General features: G+C 59.3%; 19 protein-coding genes. 6 read left to right on the forward strand and 13 right to left on the reverse strand.

Going from position 1 to position 16,411, the window contains the following annotated elements; translation table 11 throughout:
- The first annotated feature begins 35 nt into the window (after positions 1-35).
- A complete protein-coding gene (gene ndk, locus WDZ78_RS12825) occupies positions 36-458 on the forward strand; it encodes a nucleoside-diphosphate kinase (protein ID WP_003502118.1) in 423 nt (140 codons plus the stop codon).
- 290 nt (positions 459-748) lie between these two features.
- Here ndk and WDZ78_RS12830 read toward each other — a convergent pair whose 3' ends face one another.
- Both WDZ78_RS12830 and WDZ78_RS12835 read right to left on the reverse strand, forming a co-directional pair.
- Positions 749-1,261, reverse strand: coding sequence for a hypothetical protein (locus WDZ78_RS12830; RefSeq protein ID WP_003502119.1), 513 nt, complete (start codon positions 1,259-1,261; stop codon positions 749-751).
- Positions 1,258-1,809, reverse strand: a complete 552-nt coding sequence (locus tag WDZ78_RS12835; protein ID WP_020009473.1) for a CGNR zinc finger domain-containing protein — start codon at positions 1,807-1,809, stop codon at positions 1,258-1,260. Before WDZ78_RS12835 ends, WDZ78_RS12830 begins: the two co-directional genes overlap by 4 nt.
- 60 nt (positions 1,810-1,869) lie before the next feature.
- On the opposite strand from WDZ78_RS12835, the gene WDZ78_RS12840 reads away from it, so the two are divergent.
- The gene (locus WDZ78_RS12840) at positions 1,870-2,766 is read left to right on the forward strand and encodes a branched-chain amino acid ABC transporter permease (protein ID WP_425673211.1); all 897 of its coding nucleotides are present in this window, start codon (positions 1,870-1,872) and stop codon (positions 2,764-2,766) included.
- Positions 2,767-2,827: 61 nt separating this feature from the next.
- Here WDZ78_RS12840 and WDZ78_RS12845 read toward each other — a convergent pair whose 3' ends face one another.
- The 5 genes from WDZ78_RS12845 to WDZ78_RS12865 all read right to left on the reverse strand — a co-directional run bounded on the left by WDZ78_RS12845 (position 2,828) and on the right by WDZ78_RS12865 (position 7,063).
- Positions 2,828-3,283: a molybdenum cofactor biosynthesis protein MoaE gene (locus WDZ78_RS12845; protein WP_020009471.1), complete on the reverse strand. Its 456-nt coding sequence runs from the start codon at positions 3,281-3,283 to the stop codon at positions 2,828-2,830.
- Between the two features lie 4 nt (positions 3,284-3,287).
- Positions 3,288-3,542 carry a molybdopterin converting factor subunit 1 gene (gene moaD / locus WDZ78_RS12850; RefSeq protein ID WP_425673293.1) on the reverse strand — a complete coding sequence of 85 codons (255 nt, stop codon included), beginning with the start codon at positions 3,540-3,542 and terminating at the stop codon, positions 3,288-3,290.
- Positions 3,542-4,129, reverse strand: coding sequence for a CDP-diacylglycerol--glycerol-3-phosphate 3-phosphatidyltransferase (gene pgsA, locus WDZ78_RS12855; RefSeq protein ID WP_004441114.1), 588 nt, complete (start codon positions 4,127-4,129; stop codon positions 3,542-3,544). The genes moaD and pgsA overlap by 1 nt, the downstream gene beginning before the upstream one ends.
- Before the next feature lie 103 nt (positions 4,130-4,232).
- Entirely contained in the window at positions 4,233-6,278 is a 2,046-nt protein-coding gene (gene uvrC / locus WDZ78_RS12860) for an excinuclease ABC subunit UvrC (RefSeq protein ID WP_020009469.1), read from the reverse strand.
- Positions 6,275-7,063: an SDR family oxidoreductase gene (locus WDZ78_RS12865; protein WP_425673295.1), complete on the reverse strand. Its 789-nt coding sequence runs from the start codon at positions 7,061-7,063 to the stop codon at positions 6,275-6,277. Before WDZ78_RS12865 ends, uvrC begins: the two co-directional genes overlap by 4 nt.
- Positions 7,064-7,412: 349 nt before the next feature.
- On the opposite strand from WDZ78_RS12865, the gene WDZ78_RS12870 reads away from it, so the two are divergent.
- Positions 7,413-8,069, forward strand: coding sequence for an outer membrane protein (locus WDZ78_RS12870; RefSeq protein WP_003502127.1), 657 nt, complete (start codon positions 7,413-7,415; stop codon positions 8,067-8,069).
- A gap of 114 nt (positions 8,070-8,183) precedes the next feature.
- Here WDZ78_RS12870 and WDZ78_RS12875 read toward each other — a convergent pair whose 3' ends face one another.
- A complete protein-coding gene (locus tag WDZ78_RS12875) occupies positions 8,184-8,780 on the reverse strand; it encodes a glutathione S-transferase (protein WP_003502128.1) in 597 nt (198 codons plus the stop codon).
- A 112-nt stretch (positions 8,781-8,892) separates the two neighbouring features.
- Complete coding sequence (locus WDZ78_RS12880) at positions 8,893-9,651, reverse strand: ribonuclease T2 family protein (RefSeq protein ID WP_425673213.1); 759 nt, start codon at positions 9,649-9,651, stop codon at positions 8,893-8,895.
- A 198-nt stretch (positions 9,652-9,849) separates the two neighbouring features.
- On the opposite strand from WDZ78_RS12880, the gene WDZ78_RS12885 reads away from it, so the two are divergent.
- Entirely contained in the window at positions 9,850-10,797 is a 948-nt protein-coding gene (locus tag WDZ78_RS12885; protein ID WP_020009465.1) for a lysylphosphatidylglycerol synthase domain-containing protein, read from the forward strand.
- A gap of 3 nt (positions 10,798-10,800) precedes the next feature.
- Here the strand turns inward: WDZ78_RS12885 and WDZ78_RS12890 are convergent, their stop codons facing one another.
- Positions 10,801-11,664: a 23S rRNA (adenine(2030)-N(6))-methyltransferase RlmJ gene (locus WDZ78_RS12890; RefSeq protein ID WP_003502135.1), complete on the reverse strand. Its 864-nt coding sequence runs from the start codon at positions 11,662-11,664 to the stop codon at positions 10,801-10,803.
- A 41-nt stretch (positions 11,665-11,705) separates the two neighbouring features.
- On the opposite strand from WDZ78_RS12890, the gene WDZ78_RS12895 reads away from it, so the two are divergent.
- Together WDZ78_RS12895 and WDZ78_RS12900 are read left to right on the forward strand one after the other, a co-directional pair.
- Positions 11,706-13,928, forward strand: a complete 2,223-nt coding sequence (locus tag WDZ78_RS12895) for a molybdopterin-containing oxidoreductase family protein (protein ID WP_425673214.1) — start codon at positions 11,706-11,708, stop codon at positions 13,926-13,928.
- A 55-nt stretch (positions 13,929-13,983) separates the two neighbouring features.
- Complete coding sequence (locus tag WDZ78_RS12900; protein ID WP_425673215.1) at positions 13,984-14,601, forward strand: NUDIX domain-containing protein; 618 nt, start codon at positions 13,984-13,986, stop codon at positions 14,599-14,601.
- Positions 14,602-14,608: 7 nt separating this feature from the next.
- Here the strand turns inward: WDZ78_RS12900 and WDZ78_RS12905 are convergent, their stop codons facing one another.
- The 3 genes from WDZ78_RS12905 to WDZ78_RS12915 all read right to left on the reverse strand — a co-directional run bounded on the left by WDZ78_RS12905 (position 14,609) and on the right by WDZ78_RS12915 (position 16,294).
- Positions 14,609-15,007 (reverse strand): type II toxin-antitoxin system VapC family toxin, encoded by a 399-nt coding sequence (locus WDZ78_RS12905; protein WP_020809926.1) that lies wholly within the window; start codon positions 15,005-15,007, stop codon positions 14,609-14,611.
- A complete protein-coding gene (locus tag WDZ78_RS12910; protein WP_425673297.1) occupies positions 15,007-15,246 on the reverse strand; it encodes a type II toxin-antitoxin system Phd/YefM family antitoxin in 240 nt (79 codons plus the stop codon). The genes WDZ78_RS12905 and WDZ78_RS12910 overlap by 1 nt, the downstream gene beginning before the upstream one ends.
- A 112-nt stretch (positions 15,247-15,358) precedes the next feature.
- Positions 15,359-16,294 (reverse strand): omptin family outer membrane protease, encoded by a 936-nt coding sequence (locus tag WDZ78_RS12915; protein ID WP_060724049.1) that lies wholly within the window; start codon positions 16,292-16,294, stop codon positions 15,359-15,361.
- Positions 16,295-16,411 lie beyond the last annotated feature (117 nt).

Genomic DNA, 16,411 nt, shown 5'->3' on the forward strand with positions numbered 1-16,411 from the left:
CGCCCACTTTCTCTGAAGGAAAAGGAAACGGACACATGGCGATTGAACGCACATTTTCGATGATCAAGCCGGACGCAACCAAGCGTAACCTCACGGGCGCGATCACCAAGGTATTTGAAGACAACGGTCTGCGCATCGTCGCCTCCAAGCGCGTCTGGATGAGCAAGCGCGAAGCTGAAGGCTTCTACGCCGTTCACAAGGAGCGTCCCTTCTTCGGCGAACTCGTTGAAGGCATGACCTCCGGCCCGACCATCGTTCAGGTTCTGGAAGGCGAAAACGCCATCCTCAAGAACCGCGAAATCATGGGCGCCACCAACCCGGCCCAGGCCGCTGAAGGCACCATCCGCAAGAGCTTCGCGCTCTCCATCGGCGAAAATTCCGTTCACGGTTCCGACGCTCCGGAAACCGCTGCACAGGAAATCGCCTACTGGTTCGCCGAAACCGAAATCGTCGGCTGATTCAAAATCTCAACGGCTTGAATCGCTATTGCAGGCGATTGCGTGAAGCTGCTGAAATGACTCGAAGAAGCGGGGCCGAGAGGCTCCGTTTTTTTGTTTTGATAGGGGTAAAGGGTTAGGTCGCAGCCATTCCCACCTTCCTCATTCCTGTGCTTGTCACAGAAATCCAGCCGACGCGCGTCTGCGGGGCGGGGAGTCCTTTCAGCCCAAGGACTTGGGCTGACTGGATCCCTGTGACGAGCACAGGAATGAGGGATGGGACGCCTTCACGTCATTCATTCCGTCAGTCCCTACGACGCCGGACAATCCTGAACCGGCCGCATATCCGTCGTGCCATCCGGTTTGAACACCTCCGGATTGGGCGTATAAAGCGGGCCGACCACCAGCGGCTTGGCGGGCAGAAGTGACTGGTCGGTGTCGGAACGGATCGTGGTTTCGATGCTCTGGAGAATGTCGCCTTCCGGCCCTTTGATATGGATGGTGACCTTATAGGGCCGGTCCTGCTTCACGCATTCCACCGGTGGGCTCTGAACCGTGATCTTTTCGTCTTTCGGAAAAATCTTCTCGCGGCTGGTGAGGTCTGGACCACCGCGAGGGTTTTCGAACGTCGCCTCGATGGTGCTGCCGTCACGAATGGGGGCGATGCGCTGAAGGGTCACCAGATAGGTGGCGATGGCCACGCGGTAGTTAAACACAAACATCCGGCCGGAGATCTTCGCCACCTCACGCGGTTCGTCCCGCTGGCAGCCGGAAAGGGCGAGCATCCCTGCAATCGCCAGCAATGGAAGGGCGATTCCTTTCATGTCTGCGCCTCCTTTTTCCGGTGATAGTGCCGGCTGGCTTTCTGCCGGTTGCCGCACACAGCCATATCGCACCAGATGCGGCTTCTGTTCCTGCTGCGGTCGATAAACAGCCAGCCGCAATTGCCGCAGATGCGCAGCCGTTCCTGCGTCTCGTCCGCAAGTAGCGAGAGGGCGGAATGGGCGGTGGCATTGCCGAGGCTTTCGGCAAGCGGAAACGTCCGCAGCGCCGTGCCGCAGGCGAAGAGAAGCCCGGCCAGTTTGCCGTCGCCATCTTCGCTGCCGGTGATGGACGTGCGGAAATAATCGTCGACAGCCTCGCGAAGCTCTAGAAAAACCGGCCGCCTTTCCGCTTCGGGTGCGATGAGCGTGGGAAACCTGTGGCGCTCCGCACCGAGCCTTGTCGCCGCTTCGGCAAAGGCGGCGATCTGCGCGGGCGCAGCAAAACGATCGACTGATTTTGCCACGTCTGCGCGCAGGATCACGCTATTGGCGACATCCAGCGCCAATGCGCCGCCTGCGAAACGATGTTCTGTCCAGCGAAAGGTCATGCCATTATTATAACTGTCAAAATGGGTTTTAACAGTTATAATAATGGCGGGAGGACGCGCTTGCCCTATTTCCTGCAACAATTGTTGAATGCGGTGCCGGTTGCCTCGCTCTATGCGGTTCTGGCCTTCGGGTATGCCATCGCCTTTTCGGTCACCAGACGCGCCGATGTCACCTATGGCGCCATATTCGCCTTTGCCGGTCAGACCTGCCTGCTGTTTGCCGATTTCGGCTGGAACCGGCTGTGGCTGGTTCTGCCGGCAACACTTGCGCTCGGGGCAGGGGCGGGTGTGTTCGGTGGGCTATGGGCGGCGGGTTTTGTCGGCAGGGCGGTGATGCGGCCGCTGGCGAAAGCCTCTCCCAATGCGGTGACCGTCGCCTCCGTCGGCGTGCTGATCGCGCTGACCGAAAGCGCGAGGCTGGCCGCCGACACAAGGCAATTATGGCTGCCGCCGCTTCTATCTCAGCCGGTGCGCTTCTGGGCCGATGGTGGCTTTGCCGTGACCCTGACGCCGATGCAGATGCTGAACACGGCGGCCTTCTGCCTGCTCATTCTCGCGGGGTCGTTTTATCTCAGCCGTTCCGCTTTCGGCAGGCGTTGGAAGGCGGTGTCGGACGATGCTTTTGCCGCCGCTTTGTGCGGGGTGAATGCGGGCAGGATATTTCTGCTGTCCTATTGCGCGGCGGGTCTGGTCGCCGCCATCGCCGGTGTGCTGGCCACATTTTATTATGGCACCATGGATTTCGGGGCCGGTCTGGTCTTTGGGCTGAAGGTGGTGCTGATTTCGGCGGCGGGCGGTTATGCCAGCCCGCTCATCTGCGGCCTTGGGGCCGCCGCTGTCGGTTTTGCGGAAACTTTCTGGGTCGGTTACGGCCCGGCCGCCTGGCGCGATGCGGTGGTTCTGGCGATGCTGGTCGGCTGGCTGATTGTCATGCGCAGCAGGGTTGAAACGCCCTAGAGCATTTCCACGAAAAGTGGACGCCGGTTTTCCGTCCGGAAAGGCGAGAAAAGGACAAGCACTATCGCCACCTGTCCTTCGCCGCATCGTCGGTTGCCTTTGCTGCAACCCAGTCGCCCGTCGAGCCATCCCTGCCATGTTCCTTTTTCCAGAACGGGGCGGATGTCTTGAGATAGTCCATCACGAAATTGGCGCCATCAAAGGCCGCCTGTCGATGAGACGAGGCTGCAATGACGAGGACGATATTTTCGCCGGTGGCGATCTTGCCGTGGCGGTGGATGGCGGTGAGACCAAGCAGGCCGAAACGCTCCATGGCAAGTTTGGCAATGCGGGTTATTTCCGCTTCCGCCATGCCGGGATAATGCTCTAGCTCCAGCGCCGCGAGCGTGCCGCCATCATCCCGGCAGAGCCCGGTGAAGGCCACCACCGCGCCGATGCTCCTGTCACTTTCCGTCAGCCGGCGCGTTTCTTCCGCAACGTCGAAATCCTCTGCCTGGACGCGGACTGTCGGCTGCATCCGCTCATCCCCCCGTCATCGGCGGGAAAATGCCGATCTCGCGTGCGCCGGCGATGCTTTCGTCATGCTCGACATGTTCCTGATTGACGGCAACACGGATCACATTGGGAAATTCGAAGGCGGCTTCGTAATTTTCACCGCGTGCCGCAAGCCAGGCGATCAGCTCACCGGCCGTGGTGACGGAGGAGGGGATATCCAGCTCCTCTTCATCCGTGCCGATCTTCTCGCGAACCCAGGCGAAATAAACGATCCGCGTCATCATTCTTCGTCCACGATGTGCTTGAGGCCGGCTTTGAAGTAATCATAGCCGGTATACATGGTGAGCGCTGCGGCGAGCCAGAGAAGCGTAATTCCCATCTCGGTCGTGTAGGGCAGAACCTTGTCGCCCGCAGGACCCGCAAGCAGAAAGGCGATGGCCACCATCTGGATGGTGGTCTTCCATTTGGCGATGCGGGTAACGGGAACGCTGACTTTCAGCGCCGCCAGATATTCGCGCAGGCCCGAAACCAGAATTTCGCGGCAGAGAATGGTGATGGCGGCCCAGAGCGACCATCCGGCAATGGTGCCATCAGCCGCCATCAGGAGCAGCACGGAGGCGACCAGCAGCTTGTCGGCAATCGGATCCAGCATGCGGCCGATATTCGACGTCTGGTTCCAGATACGTGCCAGATAACCATCGAGGAAATCGGTCAGCGAGGCGATGATGAACAGCCATAGAGCCGTCCAGCGCGCGAAATCCGAGCTTTCCAGTTTCCCTTCGACGTAAAAGCACAGAACAATGACAGGAACCGCGAGGATGCGGCCATAGGTGAGAAGGTTGGGAATGCTGTATGCGCGCGAAGCCATGGGAAACCTGTCAGTCTAAGATCAGCTGCCTTGATGCCGCCGCTAGGGCATAGCGTCAACACGTCATTATGTTTTTTTAGCAGTTCGGCCTCACCGTTCTGCGTCAATCGCTGCCGCTCTCGTGGAAGTGATTGTAAATTTGCCGCGCCACCGTCTCGGAAATACCGCTGACAGCCATCAAATCGTTGAGACCGGCACGCGAAACGGCCTTGGCCGTGCCGAAATGCTGCAGCAGGGAGCGCTTGCGGCCCGGTCCGATTCCCGAAATTTCATCCAGCGGATTGCGCACCATTTCCTTCTTGCGCCGCGCCCGGTGCGAGCCGATGGCGAAACGGTGGGCTTCGTCGCGCATGCGCTGGATGAAATAAAGTACGGGATCACGCGGCGGCAGCGAGAAATCGCTGCGCCCGTCCGCGAAGAATCGTTCGCGGCCCGCCTCGCGGTCCACACCCTTGGCGACGCCGATGGCGGTGACACAGTCGCGAATGCCGAGCTCGTCGAGGATAGCGCGCACCGCCGTCATCTGACCCTGACCGCCGTCGATCAGGATCACATCCGGCCAGGCGGGGAAGGGCATGTCGGCCGCTTCCTCCGGTGTCGGGGTCCGTTCGCGGTCGGGCTTGCCTTCTTCCTTCAGGAGACGGGAGAAACGGCGGGTCATCACCTCGCGCATCATGCCGAAGTCATCGCCGGGGGTGATGTCGGTCGATTTGATGTTGAACTTGCGGTACTGGTTCTTCACGAAACCTTCCGGACCCGCCACCACCATGCCGCCCACGGCATTGGTGCCCATGATATGGGAGTTATCGTAAATCTCGATCCGTCGCGGCACATAGGAAAGGCCGAAGGTTTCCGCAAAACCCTTCAGCAGCCGTGCCTGAGACGAGGTTTCCGCCAGCTTGCGGCCATGCGCCTCGCGCGCATTGGCAAGCACATGGTCGGTAATGTCCTTTTTCTCGCCGCGTTGAGGCACGCTGATCGTGACCTTGTGTCCCGCCTTTTCACCGAGAGCGGCGGCCAGCAGCTCCTGCTCTTCCACCGTTTCGGAAAGCAGGATCTGTTTGGGCACGGGCTTGTCGTCGTAGAACTGCGCCAGAAACGCGTTGAGAATTTCCGAGCCGGGCAGGGAAGGATCGGCCTTCGGGAAATAGGCGCGGTTGCCCCAGTTCTGCCCGGTGCGGAAGAAGAATACCTGAATGCAGGAGATGCCGCCCTCATGGTGGATGGCGAAGACATCCGCTTCCTCGATGCCGGCCGGGTTGATGCCCTGATGGCTCTGGACATGGGAAAGTGCGGCCAGCCGGTCGCGATAGACGGCGGCGCGCTCGAAATCGAGATCTTCGGCCGCCTCGTTCATCTGCCGTGCAATCGCGGTCTTGACGCTCTGGCTCTTGCCGGACAGGAAATCCTTGGCTTCCTTGACGAGTTCCGCATACCCCTGATCGCTGACCTCATGCGTACAGGGGCCGGAACAGCGCTTGATCTGATAAAGAAGACAGGGGCGTGTGCGGGTCTCGAAAACGCTGTCGGTACAGGTGCGGATCAAAAAAGCGCGCTGCAGCGAATTGATCGTGCGCCCGACGGCGCCGGCCGATGCAAAGGGTCCGAAATAGTCGCCCTTGCGCGCCCGGGCGCCGCGGTGCTTGAAGATCGCCGGTGCGCGGTTGTCGGCGGTAATGAGAATATAGGGAAAGGACTTGTCGTCACGCAGAAGCACATTAAAGCGCGGCCGCAAGCGTTTGATCAGATTCGCTTCGAGCAGAAGCGCTTCCGTCTCCGTGCGGGTGGTGACGAACTCCATATGGGTGGTGAAACGCACCATCTGGGCGATGCGGTTGGAATGCACGCGGCCCTGCGCGTAATTGCCGACGCGCTTCTTCAATGAGCGCGCCTTGCCGACGTAAAGCACGTCGCCCGCATCGTTGAACATGCGATAGACACCCGGCGAGTTCGGCAGGTGTTTGACGAATTCACCGATCAGATCCATGCCCTTCAGGCCGGATTCGTTCTTCCAGCCTGCATTCCAATCCATGCCGGCAACGTCGCGCGGAGCCTCGGCCGCTTCCGGTGCGGCAAGGCTTGCATCGTCGTCTTCGTCGTCGGTTTCATCGAAGAGAATACCGCCATCAGGCAGCTTCTTTCCGTTCATTCATTAATCTCCGCCACGTCAGGGGTTTCCCAGCCAAGGTGCTGGCCGCCGTCGAGCGCGATCATTTGTCCGGTGACCGACGGCGTGTCGAAAAGAAAGCGAATCGTCCGCCCGAACTCGTCCGGTGCGGGACCTCGCTTTAATATAAGGCCGTCGATCTGCGCCTGAAAGTCCTCGGGCGCCTGTCTTTCGCTTTTGAAGGTCGGACCCGGCCCGATGGCATTGACCCGCACACGCGGTGCGAAGCTCTGCGCCATCGTCCGCGTGGCTGTCCACAGGGCGGATTTCGAAAGCGTGTAGGAATAAAACCGCGGCGTGAGCGCCAGCACGCGCTGGTCGATGATATTGACAATCAGCCCGGATTTGTCGGCAGGCAATTGTTCGACAAAGGCGGCGGCGATGAGGGAAGGGGCCCGGACATGCACGGCGAAATGCGCGTCGAAGATCACGGGATCGGGTTTATCCGCCGAGTCGTCCAGAAAAATCGACGCATTGTTGATAACGAGGCCGATAGGTCCCAGCGCCGAAGAAGCCTGTCCGATGAGCCCAGAGGTGGGTCCGGATTGTGTCAGGTCCGCTTGGACGGCAACGGCTTTGCCGCCTTTTTGCCTTATTTCGTTAGCGAATTCCTCGGCCTGCGCCATAGATTCATTGGCATGGACGGCGATCGCGAAGCCATGGGCGGCCAGATCGGTGGCGATTGCCCGCCCGAGCCGGCGGGCGGCCCCCGTTATCAAGACTGTCTTTGGTATATTTTCTTTCACGGCGGACCTGCATTTGCTCATCTCAGCCCTATTTGCTGGATATAAATGCAAATCGCAAGCTGTCCGTCAGCCCCAAAAGAATTGGGCGATTTTTTATTCACAATGCAATTTCGGTTTAATTTGAATATAACTAAGTTTAAAGGCGATCTATTGCTGATTAGGCTTCTGTTAGGGTTAATAAAACCCTTGTGGCAATTAGGCAACGTCTAATTCTAGTCACGTCTCTGCCCCAAACAATTCACATTTTGGCTCTTTGATCTCCGCATTCTCCCATCAAGTTCAGTTTCCAGAGGGGCGATTAACCCGACGATTTTATACCGCGTCTGAAAACAATGTTTTGAGTGCAGAGCGGTCCTGAAAGGAGAATAGCATGCGTATTTTCGTAGCAACCCTTATGGCTTCGACCATGGCAGCCGCCGGCTTTTCGGCTGCTCACGCCGCTGACGCCGTAAATGAAGTGCCGCAGGCACCGGTGTCCTACGACCAGCCCGCACCGGTCAAGGATTGGTCCGGCGCTTACCTCGGTGGTACGGTCAACTATGACTGGGGCCGTTTCAGCTCCAGCAATGACGGCCGTGACGCCAAGGGCTTCGGCGGCGGTCTCTACGGTGGTTACAACATGCAGAGCGGCCAGATCGTTTACGGTGCTGAAGCAGACGTAAACCTGGGCGACGAGAAGGGTTCTGCCGGCACGGTTGCCGGTAACGCCATCGAAGGCAAGCAGGGCGTCAACGGCTCGCTGCGTGGCCGCGTTGGTTACGACATGAACCCGTTCCTGCTCTACGGTACGGCCGGTCTTGCTGTCTCCGACAACAAGGTACGTGACGCGACCTCCAAGGACAGCGCCACCGCCCTCGGTTACACCGTTGGTGCCGGTGTAGAAGCCATGGTGACCGACAACATCACCGCCCGTCTGGAATATCGCTACAGCGACTACCAGAAGAAGGACTACGGTCTCGACTCCGGCGCGTTCTCGCGTGGTTTCGACGATCACTCCGTCAAGGCCGGTATCGGCGTCAAGTTCTGATCCTTTTCGGATCGGTTAAAGAAAAGCCGGGGTTTACGCCCCGGCTTTTTTGTTTCCGTGATTTGCCATGCTTAAACGCCCGGCCAAAAAAACCGGGCGTTTTGTTCGGCTGGCTCAGGCGGCCGCCTTCATTTCCGTGTAGGCTTCGAAACGCTTGCCGAAGGTTTCGGGCCAGGCGGCCAGCGCATCGCGCCCTTCGGCCCATTCACCGGCAAAACGCAGGTCGAGATAACCGATCATCGCTGCAAGGGCGAAATGGCCGCCATGCAGCTTCTTGCCGGTTTTCGGCAGGTTGGCGTTGAGATAGTCAAGTCCGCGGGCCACCTTGCTCCACTGCTTGTCGATCCACGGCTGGTGGATCTTGTCTTCCGGGCGGAAACGGCGCTCGTAAACGATGGCGAGCAGGCAATCCATGATGCCGTCGCACAGCGCTTCCAGAATTTCCACGTCCGTGCGCTTGCCGTTCTTCTTCGGGTAGAGCTTGCCGCCTGAAAGACGGTCGAGATAATGCATGATCGCCACGCTGTCATAGACCGAGCCGCCTCCATCCAGAAGCAGGACGGGAATCTTGCCGAGCGGATTGTTGTCCATCAGCGTTGCGGGCTCGGCATTGGTGTCGACGCGTACCGAGGTAATGTCGATGCCGAGATGGCGGGCGGCCATGCGCACCTTGGCGGAGTAGGGGGAGGCGGGCGAGTAAAGCAGTTCCATGGTCGGGTCCTGTGGGTTGTCGTCTGGGGACTGGAGTATTCAATAAAACTGGATAGCGGTTTTATGTCTGGAAAATGTGTAGAGACAGGAAATAGAGCGCACTCGACGCGCTCTAGCGAATGGGGATGATTTCTGCGGCGTTGGCGCGGCAGCCCTTGCGGTCAAGCTCGGGGCAATCGCGGAACGTCATGTCCCTGTTGAGGCAGATGCGCACTTCCTCAAGGCGCCTGTCGTCGCAGCTGATGGAGATACCGCGTTTCGACAGGCCCGGATTGGCGTCGGTGAAAGCGGTTTCTATGGCGTCGGCGGAAAGTGTGGAGGCCGCTGCGCCCGAGGCAATTGTTTCCGGCAGCCGGATGGCTTCGAAGGCGGCTCGCGTTGCCGAGAAATAATCCCTCTGCGACAGGCCGGAGCAGGAGCCATGCTTGCGCCACTGGTGGCCGATCAGGCCCATGGACGGCATGATATCGAACATGCTGCGGCCGATGGCGTCAGGAACACGGTCAGGCTCGCCGCTTTGGCAGAATTCGGGATAGCCGTTTTCGTTCTGCGGCCACAGCCCGTGCACGACGAAACCGTAACGCCTGTCGCTGCCGCATTGCTGGCGGTTACCCGAGCCTTCGGAACTGGCGCAGAAGGCCGGCGACCAGGACAGGGAAAGCACGTAGAAATCGAAACCCGTTCCGCGAGGCGCCGGATTATTGCCCGCATTTCTGCGCGGTCTTTCCGGCTGGGGGTGTCCTGCAGATTGCGTCGAGGCTTGCGTCTGCCGGTCGTTCGCCGGTCCCTTCGGGGCGGATTTTTCCTGCGCAAACCACAGCGCCGCAAGCGACAGAAGACCCAAGGCGATGAAACCTGCGTAACGTTTCATTCCGTGCACGTTCCCCGGAAACTGGACCAGTTCGTATCGCCGTCGGGCGATGATCCGGTCTTACATAAATTTGTGAACGAGGCAAACAGGCAAAAAGGTTGAAAGCTTCGCCGCATAACGAATAGAGTCGAACGAATCTTCCGCGAAAGACGGAAACAGGGCTGGGGTGAAGCTGGAGGAAATAGGCGGCATGACCGCATGAAATTCAAGAAATACATCTGGCCCGTCGTTGGTTTTGCGACGATCGGTTTTTCCGCCTGGTTGCTCTTTCACGAACTGCGTGGCCTGTCGCTTGATGATCTCTGGGACAGCCTGAAAGCCATTCGCGTGCGGGACTGGCTGTGCTCGGGCCTTGCGACCCTGCTGGCTTACGCCGCGCTTGCCGGTTACGACCGCATCGCGCTGCAGCATCTTGGCCGCAAGGTGAACTGGTTCTTCATCACGCTCACCTCTTTCACCACCTATGCGCTGTCCCACAATGTCGGGGCCTCGGTGTTTTCGGGGGCGGTGGTGCGATATCGGGCTTATACGTCCAAGGGGCTGAGTGTCGCGGAAGTGGGCGTTCTCGTCGGTCTCTGCTCCTTCACCTTTCTCATCGGCACGATCATGCTCATCGGCCTGGTGCTGCTTTACGAGCCTGACATCACCGAACGGTTTACCGGAATCCTGCCCGTCGAGGCCTCCAGGACCACAGGCGTCCTGCTGCTTGTCGTCGTCGGGCTTTATGTTCTCGGCAGCCTGCTCAAGCTGAAGCCCCTGAAAATCGGCTCTTTCGTGCTGCCTTACCCTGCGCCCAAGCTTGTTGCGCAACAACTCGTCATCGGCCCGATCGAGCTGATCGGCGCGGCTGGCATCATCTATTTCGCGCTGCCGGAGGCCGGAAATCCCGGTTATATGGTTATTCTCGGCATATTTCTGGTTTCCTTCTCGGCGGCGCTCATCTCGCATGCGCCGGGCGGGCTGGGGGTGCTGGAGCTGGTCTTCGTCACCGGCCTGCCGGATATGAACCCCGCCGATGTCATCGCCGCGCTGCTGGTCTTTCGCCTGTTCTACCTCATCATCCCCTTCATCATGGCGCTGTTCGTGATCCTGTTCTTCGAACGGTCACAGCTTGCGGCGGCGCAGAAAAGGGAAGGGCTGAGGTAACCCTCAGCTTTCTTCCGGCTTTTCCTCGCCGCGCAGCCAGAAGGCGCGCTGCGAGGCGAACCTGTCCTGCGCCAGCGTTGTCTTCAGGTAAGGCAGCAGCGTGTGCAACTCATCCTTCAGCGTATAGGGCGGGTTGACGATGATGAGGCCGGAGCCGCTCAGGCCGTCCAGCCGGTCGCTTCTGACTGACAGTTCCGCGCACAGCATCTTCGGAATGTCGAAGGATTGCAGCCGCTCATGGAAGTCCTTGATCGGTGCGCCCTTCTTCAGGGGATACCACAGGCAATAGGTGCCGGTTGAAAAACGCCGATAGGCCTTGTTCAGGCCATCGGCCAGACGCTGATATTCATTCTCAAGCTCGAATGGCGGATCAACGAGGATGAGGCCGCGCTTTTCCTTGGGCGGCAGATGCGCGCCGAGCGACAGCCATCCATCCAGCTCAGTCACCCGTACCTGATAATCCCCCTCGAAGAGCCGTGCCAGAGCGCGGCTGTCATCCGGGTGCAGTTCCATTGCCGAAAGCCGGTCCTGCGGGCGAAACAGCATGCGTGCGAGTTTCGGTGAACCCGGATAAAATTTCACGCCGCCTTCCGGGTTGAGTTCCTTCACGGCGTCAAGATAGGGCTCCAGCAATTCGGCGATGGGGGCGGGCAGATCACCCTCCATCAGCTTGCCGATGCCGGTCTGCCATTCGCCCGTCTTCTGCGCCTCTTCCGAGGTCAGGTCGTAAAGACCGATGCCGGCATGGGTGTCCAGCACCCGAAAAGCCTTGTCCTTGTTCTGCAGGTAGCGCACGAGGCGGGCGAGAACGGCATGTTTGAGGACATCCGCGAAATTGCCGGCGTGATAGATGTGGCGGTAGTTCATGGATATGTCTCGCTTGCGGCTTGTCGGGGTGAATGGTCAGGATGAATATTCTTGATGGAAGTCACTTCGGCCTTTTTGCCGCATCGTTGATGCAATATACAAAAGACATGAACGTTGCGACCCCGATTTCCGCGGAAAAAGCCGCCCCGAAGCCCGAAGTCCGTATTGGACACACGGTCTGCCCGCATGACTGTCCGAGCGCCTGCGCGCTGGAGGTCGACATCAATGCCGATGGCCGGATCGGCCGCGTGCGCGGGGCCAATGCCAATACTTACACCGCCGGCGTGATCTGCGCCAAGGTGGCGCGTTATTCCGAGCGCATTTATCATCCCGGACGATTGCTGACCCCGAAGCGCCGCAAGGGCGTAAAGGGTGCGGGCGACTGGCAGGAAATTTCCTGGGAAGCGGCGCTGGACGAGGTGGCGGACGCTTTCCTCAAGGCTGAAGCGCGGCACGGCGCCGAAGCCATCTGGCCCTATTTCTACGCCGGCACCATGGGGCAGGTGCAGCGCGATTCCATCGAGCGGCTGCGCCACGCCAAGAAATATTCCGGCTTCTTCGGATCGATCTGCACCAACATGGCCTGGACCGGCTACGTGATGGGCACCGGCGCACTGCGTGGCCCTGATCCACGCGAGATCGCCAAGGCCGATGTCGTCGTCATCTGGGGCACCAATGCTGTCGCCACGCAGGTCAATGTCATGACCCATGCGGTGAAAGCCCGCAAGGAGCGTGGCGCGAAGATCGTCGTGGTCGATATCTACGACAATCCGACCATGAAACAGGCGGATATGCGCCTCGTCGTCCGTCCCGGCACGGATGCGGCGCTCGCCTGCGCCGTGATGCACATCGCCTTCCGAGACGGTTATGCCGATCGTGATTATATGGCGCGCTTCGCAGATGATCCGGCCGGGCTTGAAGCGCATCTGAAGACGAAGACGCCGCAATGGGCATCGGAGATCACCGGTCTTTCGGTGGAGGAAATCGAGGATTTCGCCCGGCTGGTCGGCGCCACGAAGAAGACCTTCTTCCGGCTCGGATATGGTTTTGCCCGCCAGCGCAACGGCGCGGTCGCCATGCATGCGGCCCTCTCCATCGCCACGGTTCTCGGCTCCTGGCAATATGAGGGCGGTGGCGCTTTCCACAACAATGGCGATATCTTCCGGCTCAACAAGTCGGAGCTGATGGGCAGTTCTTACGCCGACCCCGAGGTGCGCCAGCTCGACCAATCGCAGATCGGACGTGTGCTGACGGGGGACGCGGAAGCGCTGCGCCACGGCGGCCCTGTGACGGCGCTGCTGATCCAGAACACCAATCCCGTCAATGTCGCGCCTGAGCAGCGGCTGGTGAAACAGGGGTTCCTGCGCGACGATCTCTTCGTCGCCGTGCATGAGCAGTTCATGACCGAAACGGCTGAGGTGGCCGATATCGTGCTGCCGGCGACCATGTTCCTAGAACATGACGACATCTACCGTGCCGGCGGCCAGAACCACATTCTGCTTGGTCCGAAACTGGTGGAGCCGCCGGAAACGGTGCGCACCAATCTCTTCGTCATCGAAGAACTGGCGAAACGTCTCGGTGTCGACCATATGCCGGGCTTCGGCATTTCGGCCCGTGATCATGTCGACCGTATGCTCAAAGTCAGCGGCTGGGGTGATTTCGACACGCTCGCGGAAGAAAAATGGATCGATGCGCAGCCCCCCTTCGAGGTGGCGCATTATCTCGAAGGTTTCGGTTACGGTGACGGCAAATTCCGTTTCAGCCCCGAATGGGCGACCGGACCGTCTCCGAACAAGCCGCCGAAAAACATCGGCGTGATGGGGCCGGTCTCGCAATTTCCGAAATTCCCGGATCAGGTCGATGTCATCGAAACCGTGGATGGCCTCCATCCGTTCCGGTTGGCGACATCGCCGGCGCGAAATTTCCTGAATTCCACCTTCGCGGAAACGAAGACTTCCGTGCAGAAGGAAGGCCGCCCGGAATTGATGATCTGTCCCGAAGATGCCGCCGGTAACGGTATCGCCGATGGCGACATCGTCCGCATCGGCAATGACCGCGGCGAAGTGCGGCTCCACGCGAAAATCGTGGAGGGGGCAAGGCCGGGTGTGCTGATTGCCGAAGGGCTGTGGCCCAACAAGGCGCATCTGGACGGCGAGGGCATCAATGTGCTGACCGGCGCCGATGCCGTTGCGCCTTATGGCGGCGCGGCATTCCACGACAACAAGGTATGGCTCCACCGCGACGATGAAAGCCGCGAGGCTTGATATTGCGCCGCAACACGGGCAGGCTGAACTCCCACGACAGGCAAGGACATATCCGGTGACACAGACGCAGGCGAAAAACGTTCCGGCCGACACGGATGCGGGCAGAATCCGGTTGGTGGAAAAAGAAACCGTCTGGAAGGGCTTCGTGCACATGCAGAAGCTCATTTTCGACCAGCGCATGCCGGATGGTGAAACGATCCGCATCATCAGGGAAGTTCACGACCACGGCAGCGCGGCCGCCATTCTCCTTTACGACCCGAAGCGCGACAGCGTGGTGCTGGTGCGCCAGTTCCGCCCCGCCGCTTTCGTGAACGGCGATCCAAGCTTCATGATCGAAGTGCCGGCAGGGCTTCTCGATGATGACGATGCGGCGCATGCCATCCGCCGCGAGGCGATGGAAGAATCCGGCTACGCGGTCGAAAAGGTCGATTATCTGTTTGATATGTATGCCAGCCCCGGCACGCTGACGGAAAAGGTCAGCCTCTTCGTTGCCCGCATCGATCTCGACGTACAGGCCGGCAGCGGCGGCGGGCTGGAGGACGAAGGCGAGGATCTGGAGGTTCTGACCTACGGACTGGACGAGGCCTTCGCGATGATCGCATCGGGTGAAATTACCGATTCCAAGACGATCATTCTCCTGCAATGGGCGATGTTAAATCGCGCCCGGCTTTGACCAAATCCTAGAAGAACTCGACGTTTTCCAGCTTTGCGGCAGCCGCGAGCTTCCTGTCCTGAGTTGCCAAAGGCGCGTTGCGCGAAATCGCGAGCGACAGATAGGCGGCGTCATAAGCGGAAAGGGCGTGTTTCTGCGCTAGGCGAATGATCGACACATGATCGGCGCTTGATGAAAGCGTAATCGGCAGGCTGGCAAAACGCATTAGAATTGCAAAGATGTCATCCGCTGAAATACGCTTTCGGCGTTCGGCCGAAAGTAGTATGTTGCGCAGCTCGTGCGATAGAAGATCGGGTGCGAAAGCGTCCTGTGTTTCCAGCCGCGCAAGAGCCTCTTCGGCAACTGCGCCGTCCTCGTCAGGCAGGAACCACGCCGCTACAACCGAGGCGTCCACAACGACGGCCATTACCTGCGGCCTTCCTCTTTCCACGTTCTGATTTCATCTGCCATTGTCTTGGTTCTTTGCGACCGCTCTGCGCGTATCGCGGCGATGAGCCTTTGGCGGGATTGGGTATCTATCGCCTTGACGAGGCGCGCCACAGGCTCATTTCCACGCGCAATAACGACCTCTTCTCCCGCCTCGACCTTGGCCAGAAGCTCCGAAAGGTGTGTTTTTGCTTCACCGACTTTGATCGTAATCGTCATGGCAGCCATGGCCTCGCTCATATCCCTTATCATATTAAGAGCGCCACGGAAGTTGGTCAAGTGGTTGGCCAAGTGCGTCGGATCGATCTCTTTTCGACGGTCGCCCTCGAAATCAGAAGCGCCCTTTGACGCCCATCCCCACGAAAATCGACTGCAAGTCACCGCCGCCAGCATTCTTTTCCGATGACAGGTTGCCTGCGCCCGCACCGCTATAGTGGGTGTCTCCGCGTCCGAGGCTGGTATAGTCATACGCGCCATCGAGATAGATCGAGGCGTTCTCGGTCAGATCATAGGCGACGCCCGCCTTTACCCCGAACATGCCGGCAACGTCGAATTTGTCGGTGAAGCGCATGTCGCGCAGCCAGTGATCGTCCGTCGCCTTGCCGTAGACCATGGCGCCACCTTCGAGGCCCAGATTGAGCGACCAGTTGCCGAACCTCTGGCCGCCCGTCAGGTTACCGTAGAAGACAGGGATTTGCTGGCGATAGGTGATTCCCTTGAGGCCATCCTTGAATTTGCCCGAGAGATCACGGGGGGAGAAAACGCTGTAAACGGCGTTGCCGCCATAGGCTGACCATTGCACATCCGTGTAGCGAAAGCCGACGCCGGCGCTCAGATATTGCTGCGGATCGTCCAGCAACATGCGATTGAGTTCGAGGTTTCCCGAAAAATAATGGTCGAGCCGCGTATCGTCATGCTGGGAACGGTGGCTCCAATTGTCCTTGGAGCTGTCTCTGGAAAAAGGCCATACCCAGTCATAGTCGGTCATGTAGCCATCGCCTTCAAAGCCGACGCGGCCTTCCGCCTTGACGCGCCAGCCGGGCGCAAGTTCAAGCCCGAGCGAGCCGCGCAATGCCACGGCGTTTTTGGTTTCCCATTCGAGTTCGCTCAGCTTGCGGCCACCGATATGGACGGTTTCGGTCGCTCGAAGATTGAGGACGCCGGCATCCACCGAGGCCGTAATGCCGCTTTGCTCAGCCGCAACAGGCAGGCTGGCGCCCGCCAGCAGAACAACCGAAAGCGGCAGGGAAAATCTCGAAAATGGCATAATCGCTCCTGAATGGCCGGAGAGCCCGAAATAAGGGCCGCTGCGAGCATTAAAGGTGATTATGGTAAATAATCGGTTTATTTTTCCAAAAATACCATTTCAAGTATTTTTGTACTT

Source organism: Agrobacterium sp. M50-1 (assembly GCF_049843495.1).
Taxonomy (GTDB): Bacteria; Pseudomonadota; Alphaproteobacteria; order Rhizobiales; family Rhizobiaceae; genus Agrobacterium; species Agrobacterium radiobacter.

Coding starts and splice junctions, on each gene's coding strand:
- ndk (WP_003502118.1), top strand. CDS start 36: ATGGCGATTGAACGCACATTTTCGATGATCAAGCCGGACGCAACCAAG.
- WDZ78_RS12830 (WP_003502119.1), bottom strand. CDS start 1,261: ATGAAAGGAATCGCCCTTCCATTGCTGGCGATTGCAGGGATGCTCGCC.
- WDZ78_RS12835 (WP_020009473.1), bottom strand. CDS start 1,809: ATGACCTTTCGCTGGACAGAACATCGTTTCGCAGGCGGCGCATTGGCG.
- WDZ78_RS12845 (WP_020009471.1), bottom strand. CDS start 3,283: ATGCAGCCGACAGTCCGCGTCCAGGCAGAGGATTTCGACGTTGCGGAA.
- moaD (WP_425673293.1), bottom strand. CDS start 3,542: ATGACGCGGATCGTTTATTTCGCCTGGGTTCGCGAGAAGATCGGCACG.
- pgsA (WP_004441114.1), bottom strand. CDS start 4,129: ATGGCTTCGCGCGCATACAGCATTCCCAACCTTCTCACCTATGGCCGC.
- uvrC (WP_020009469.1), bottom strand. CDS start 6,278: ATGAACGGAAAGAAGCTGCCTGATGGCGGTATTCTCTTCGATGAAACC.
- WDZ78_RS12865 (WP_425673295.1), bottom strand. CDS start 7,063: ATGAGCAAATGCAGGTCCGCCGTGAAAGAAAATATACCAAAGACAGTC.
- WDZ78_RS12870 (WP_003502127.1), top strand. CDS start 7,413: ATGCGTATTTTCGTAGCAACCCTTATGGCTTCGACCATGGCAGCCGCC.
- WDZ78_RS12875 (WP_003502128.1), bottom strand. CDS start 8,780: ATGGAACTGCTTTACTCGCCCGCCTCCCCCTACTCCGCCAAGGTGCGC.
- WDZ78_RS12880 (WP_425673213.1), bottom strand. CDS start 9,651: ATGAAACGTTACGCAGGTTTCATCGCCTTGGGTCTTCTGTCGCTTGCG.
- WDZ78_RS12885 (WP_020009465.1), top strand. CDS start 9,850: ATGAAATTCAAGAAATACATCTGGCCCGTCGTTGGTTTTGCGACGATC.
- WDZ78_RS12890 (WP_003502135.1), bottom strand. CDS start 11,664: ATGAACTACCGCCACATCTATCACGCCGGCAATTTCGCGGATGTCCTC.
- WDZ78_RS12895 (WP_425673214.1), top strand. CDS start 11,706: ATGAATATTCTTGATGGAAGTCACTTCGGCCTTTTTGCCGCATCGTTG.
- WDZ78_RS12905 (WP_020809926.1), bottom strand. CDS start 15,007: ATGGCCGTCGTTGTGGACGCCTCGGTTGTAGCGGCGTGGTTCCTGCCT.
- WDZ78_RS12910 (WP_425673297.1), bottom strand. CDS start 15,246: ATGACGATTACGATCAAAGTCGGTGAAGCAAAAACACACCTTTCGGAG.
- WDZ78_RS12915 (WP_060724049.1), bottom strand. CDS start 16,294: ATGCCATTTTCGAGATTTTCCCTGCCGCTTTCGGTTGTTCTGCTGGCG.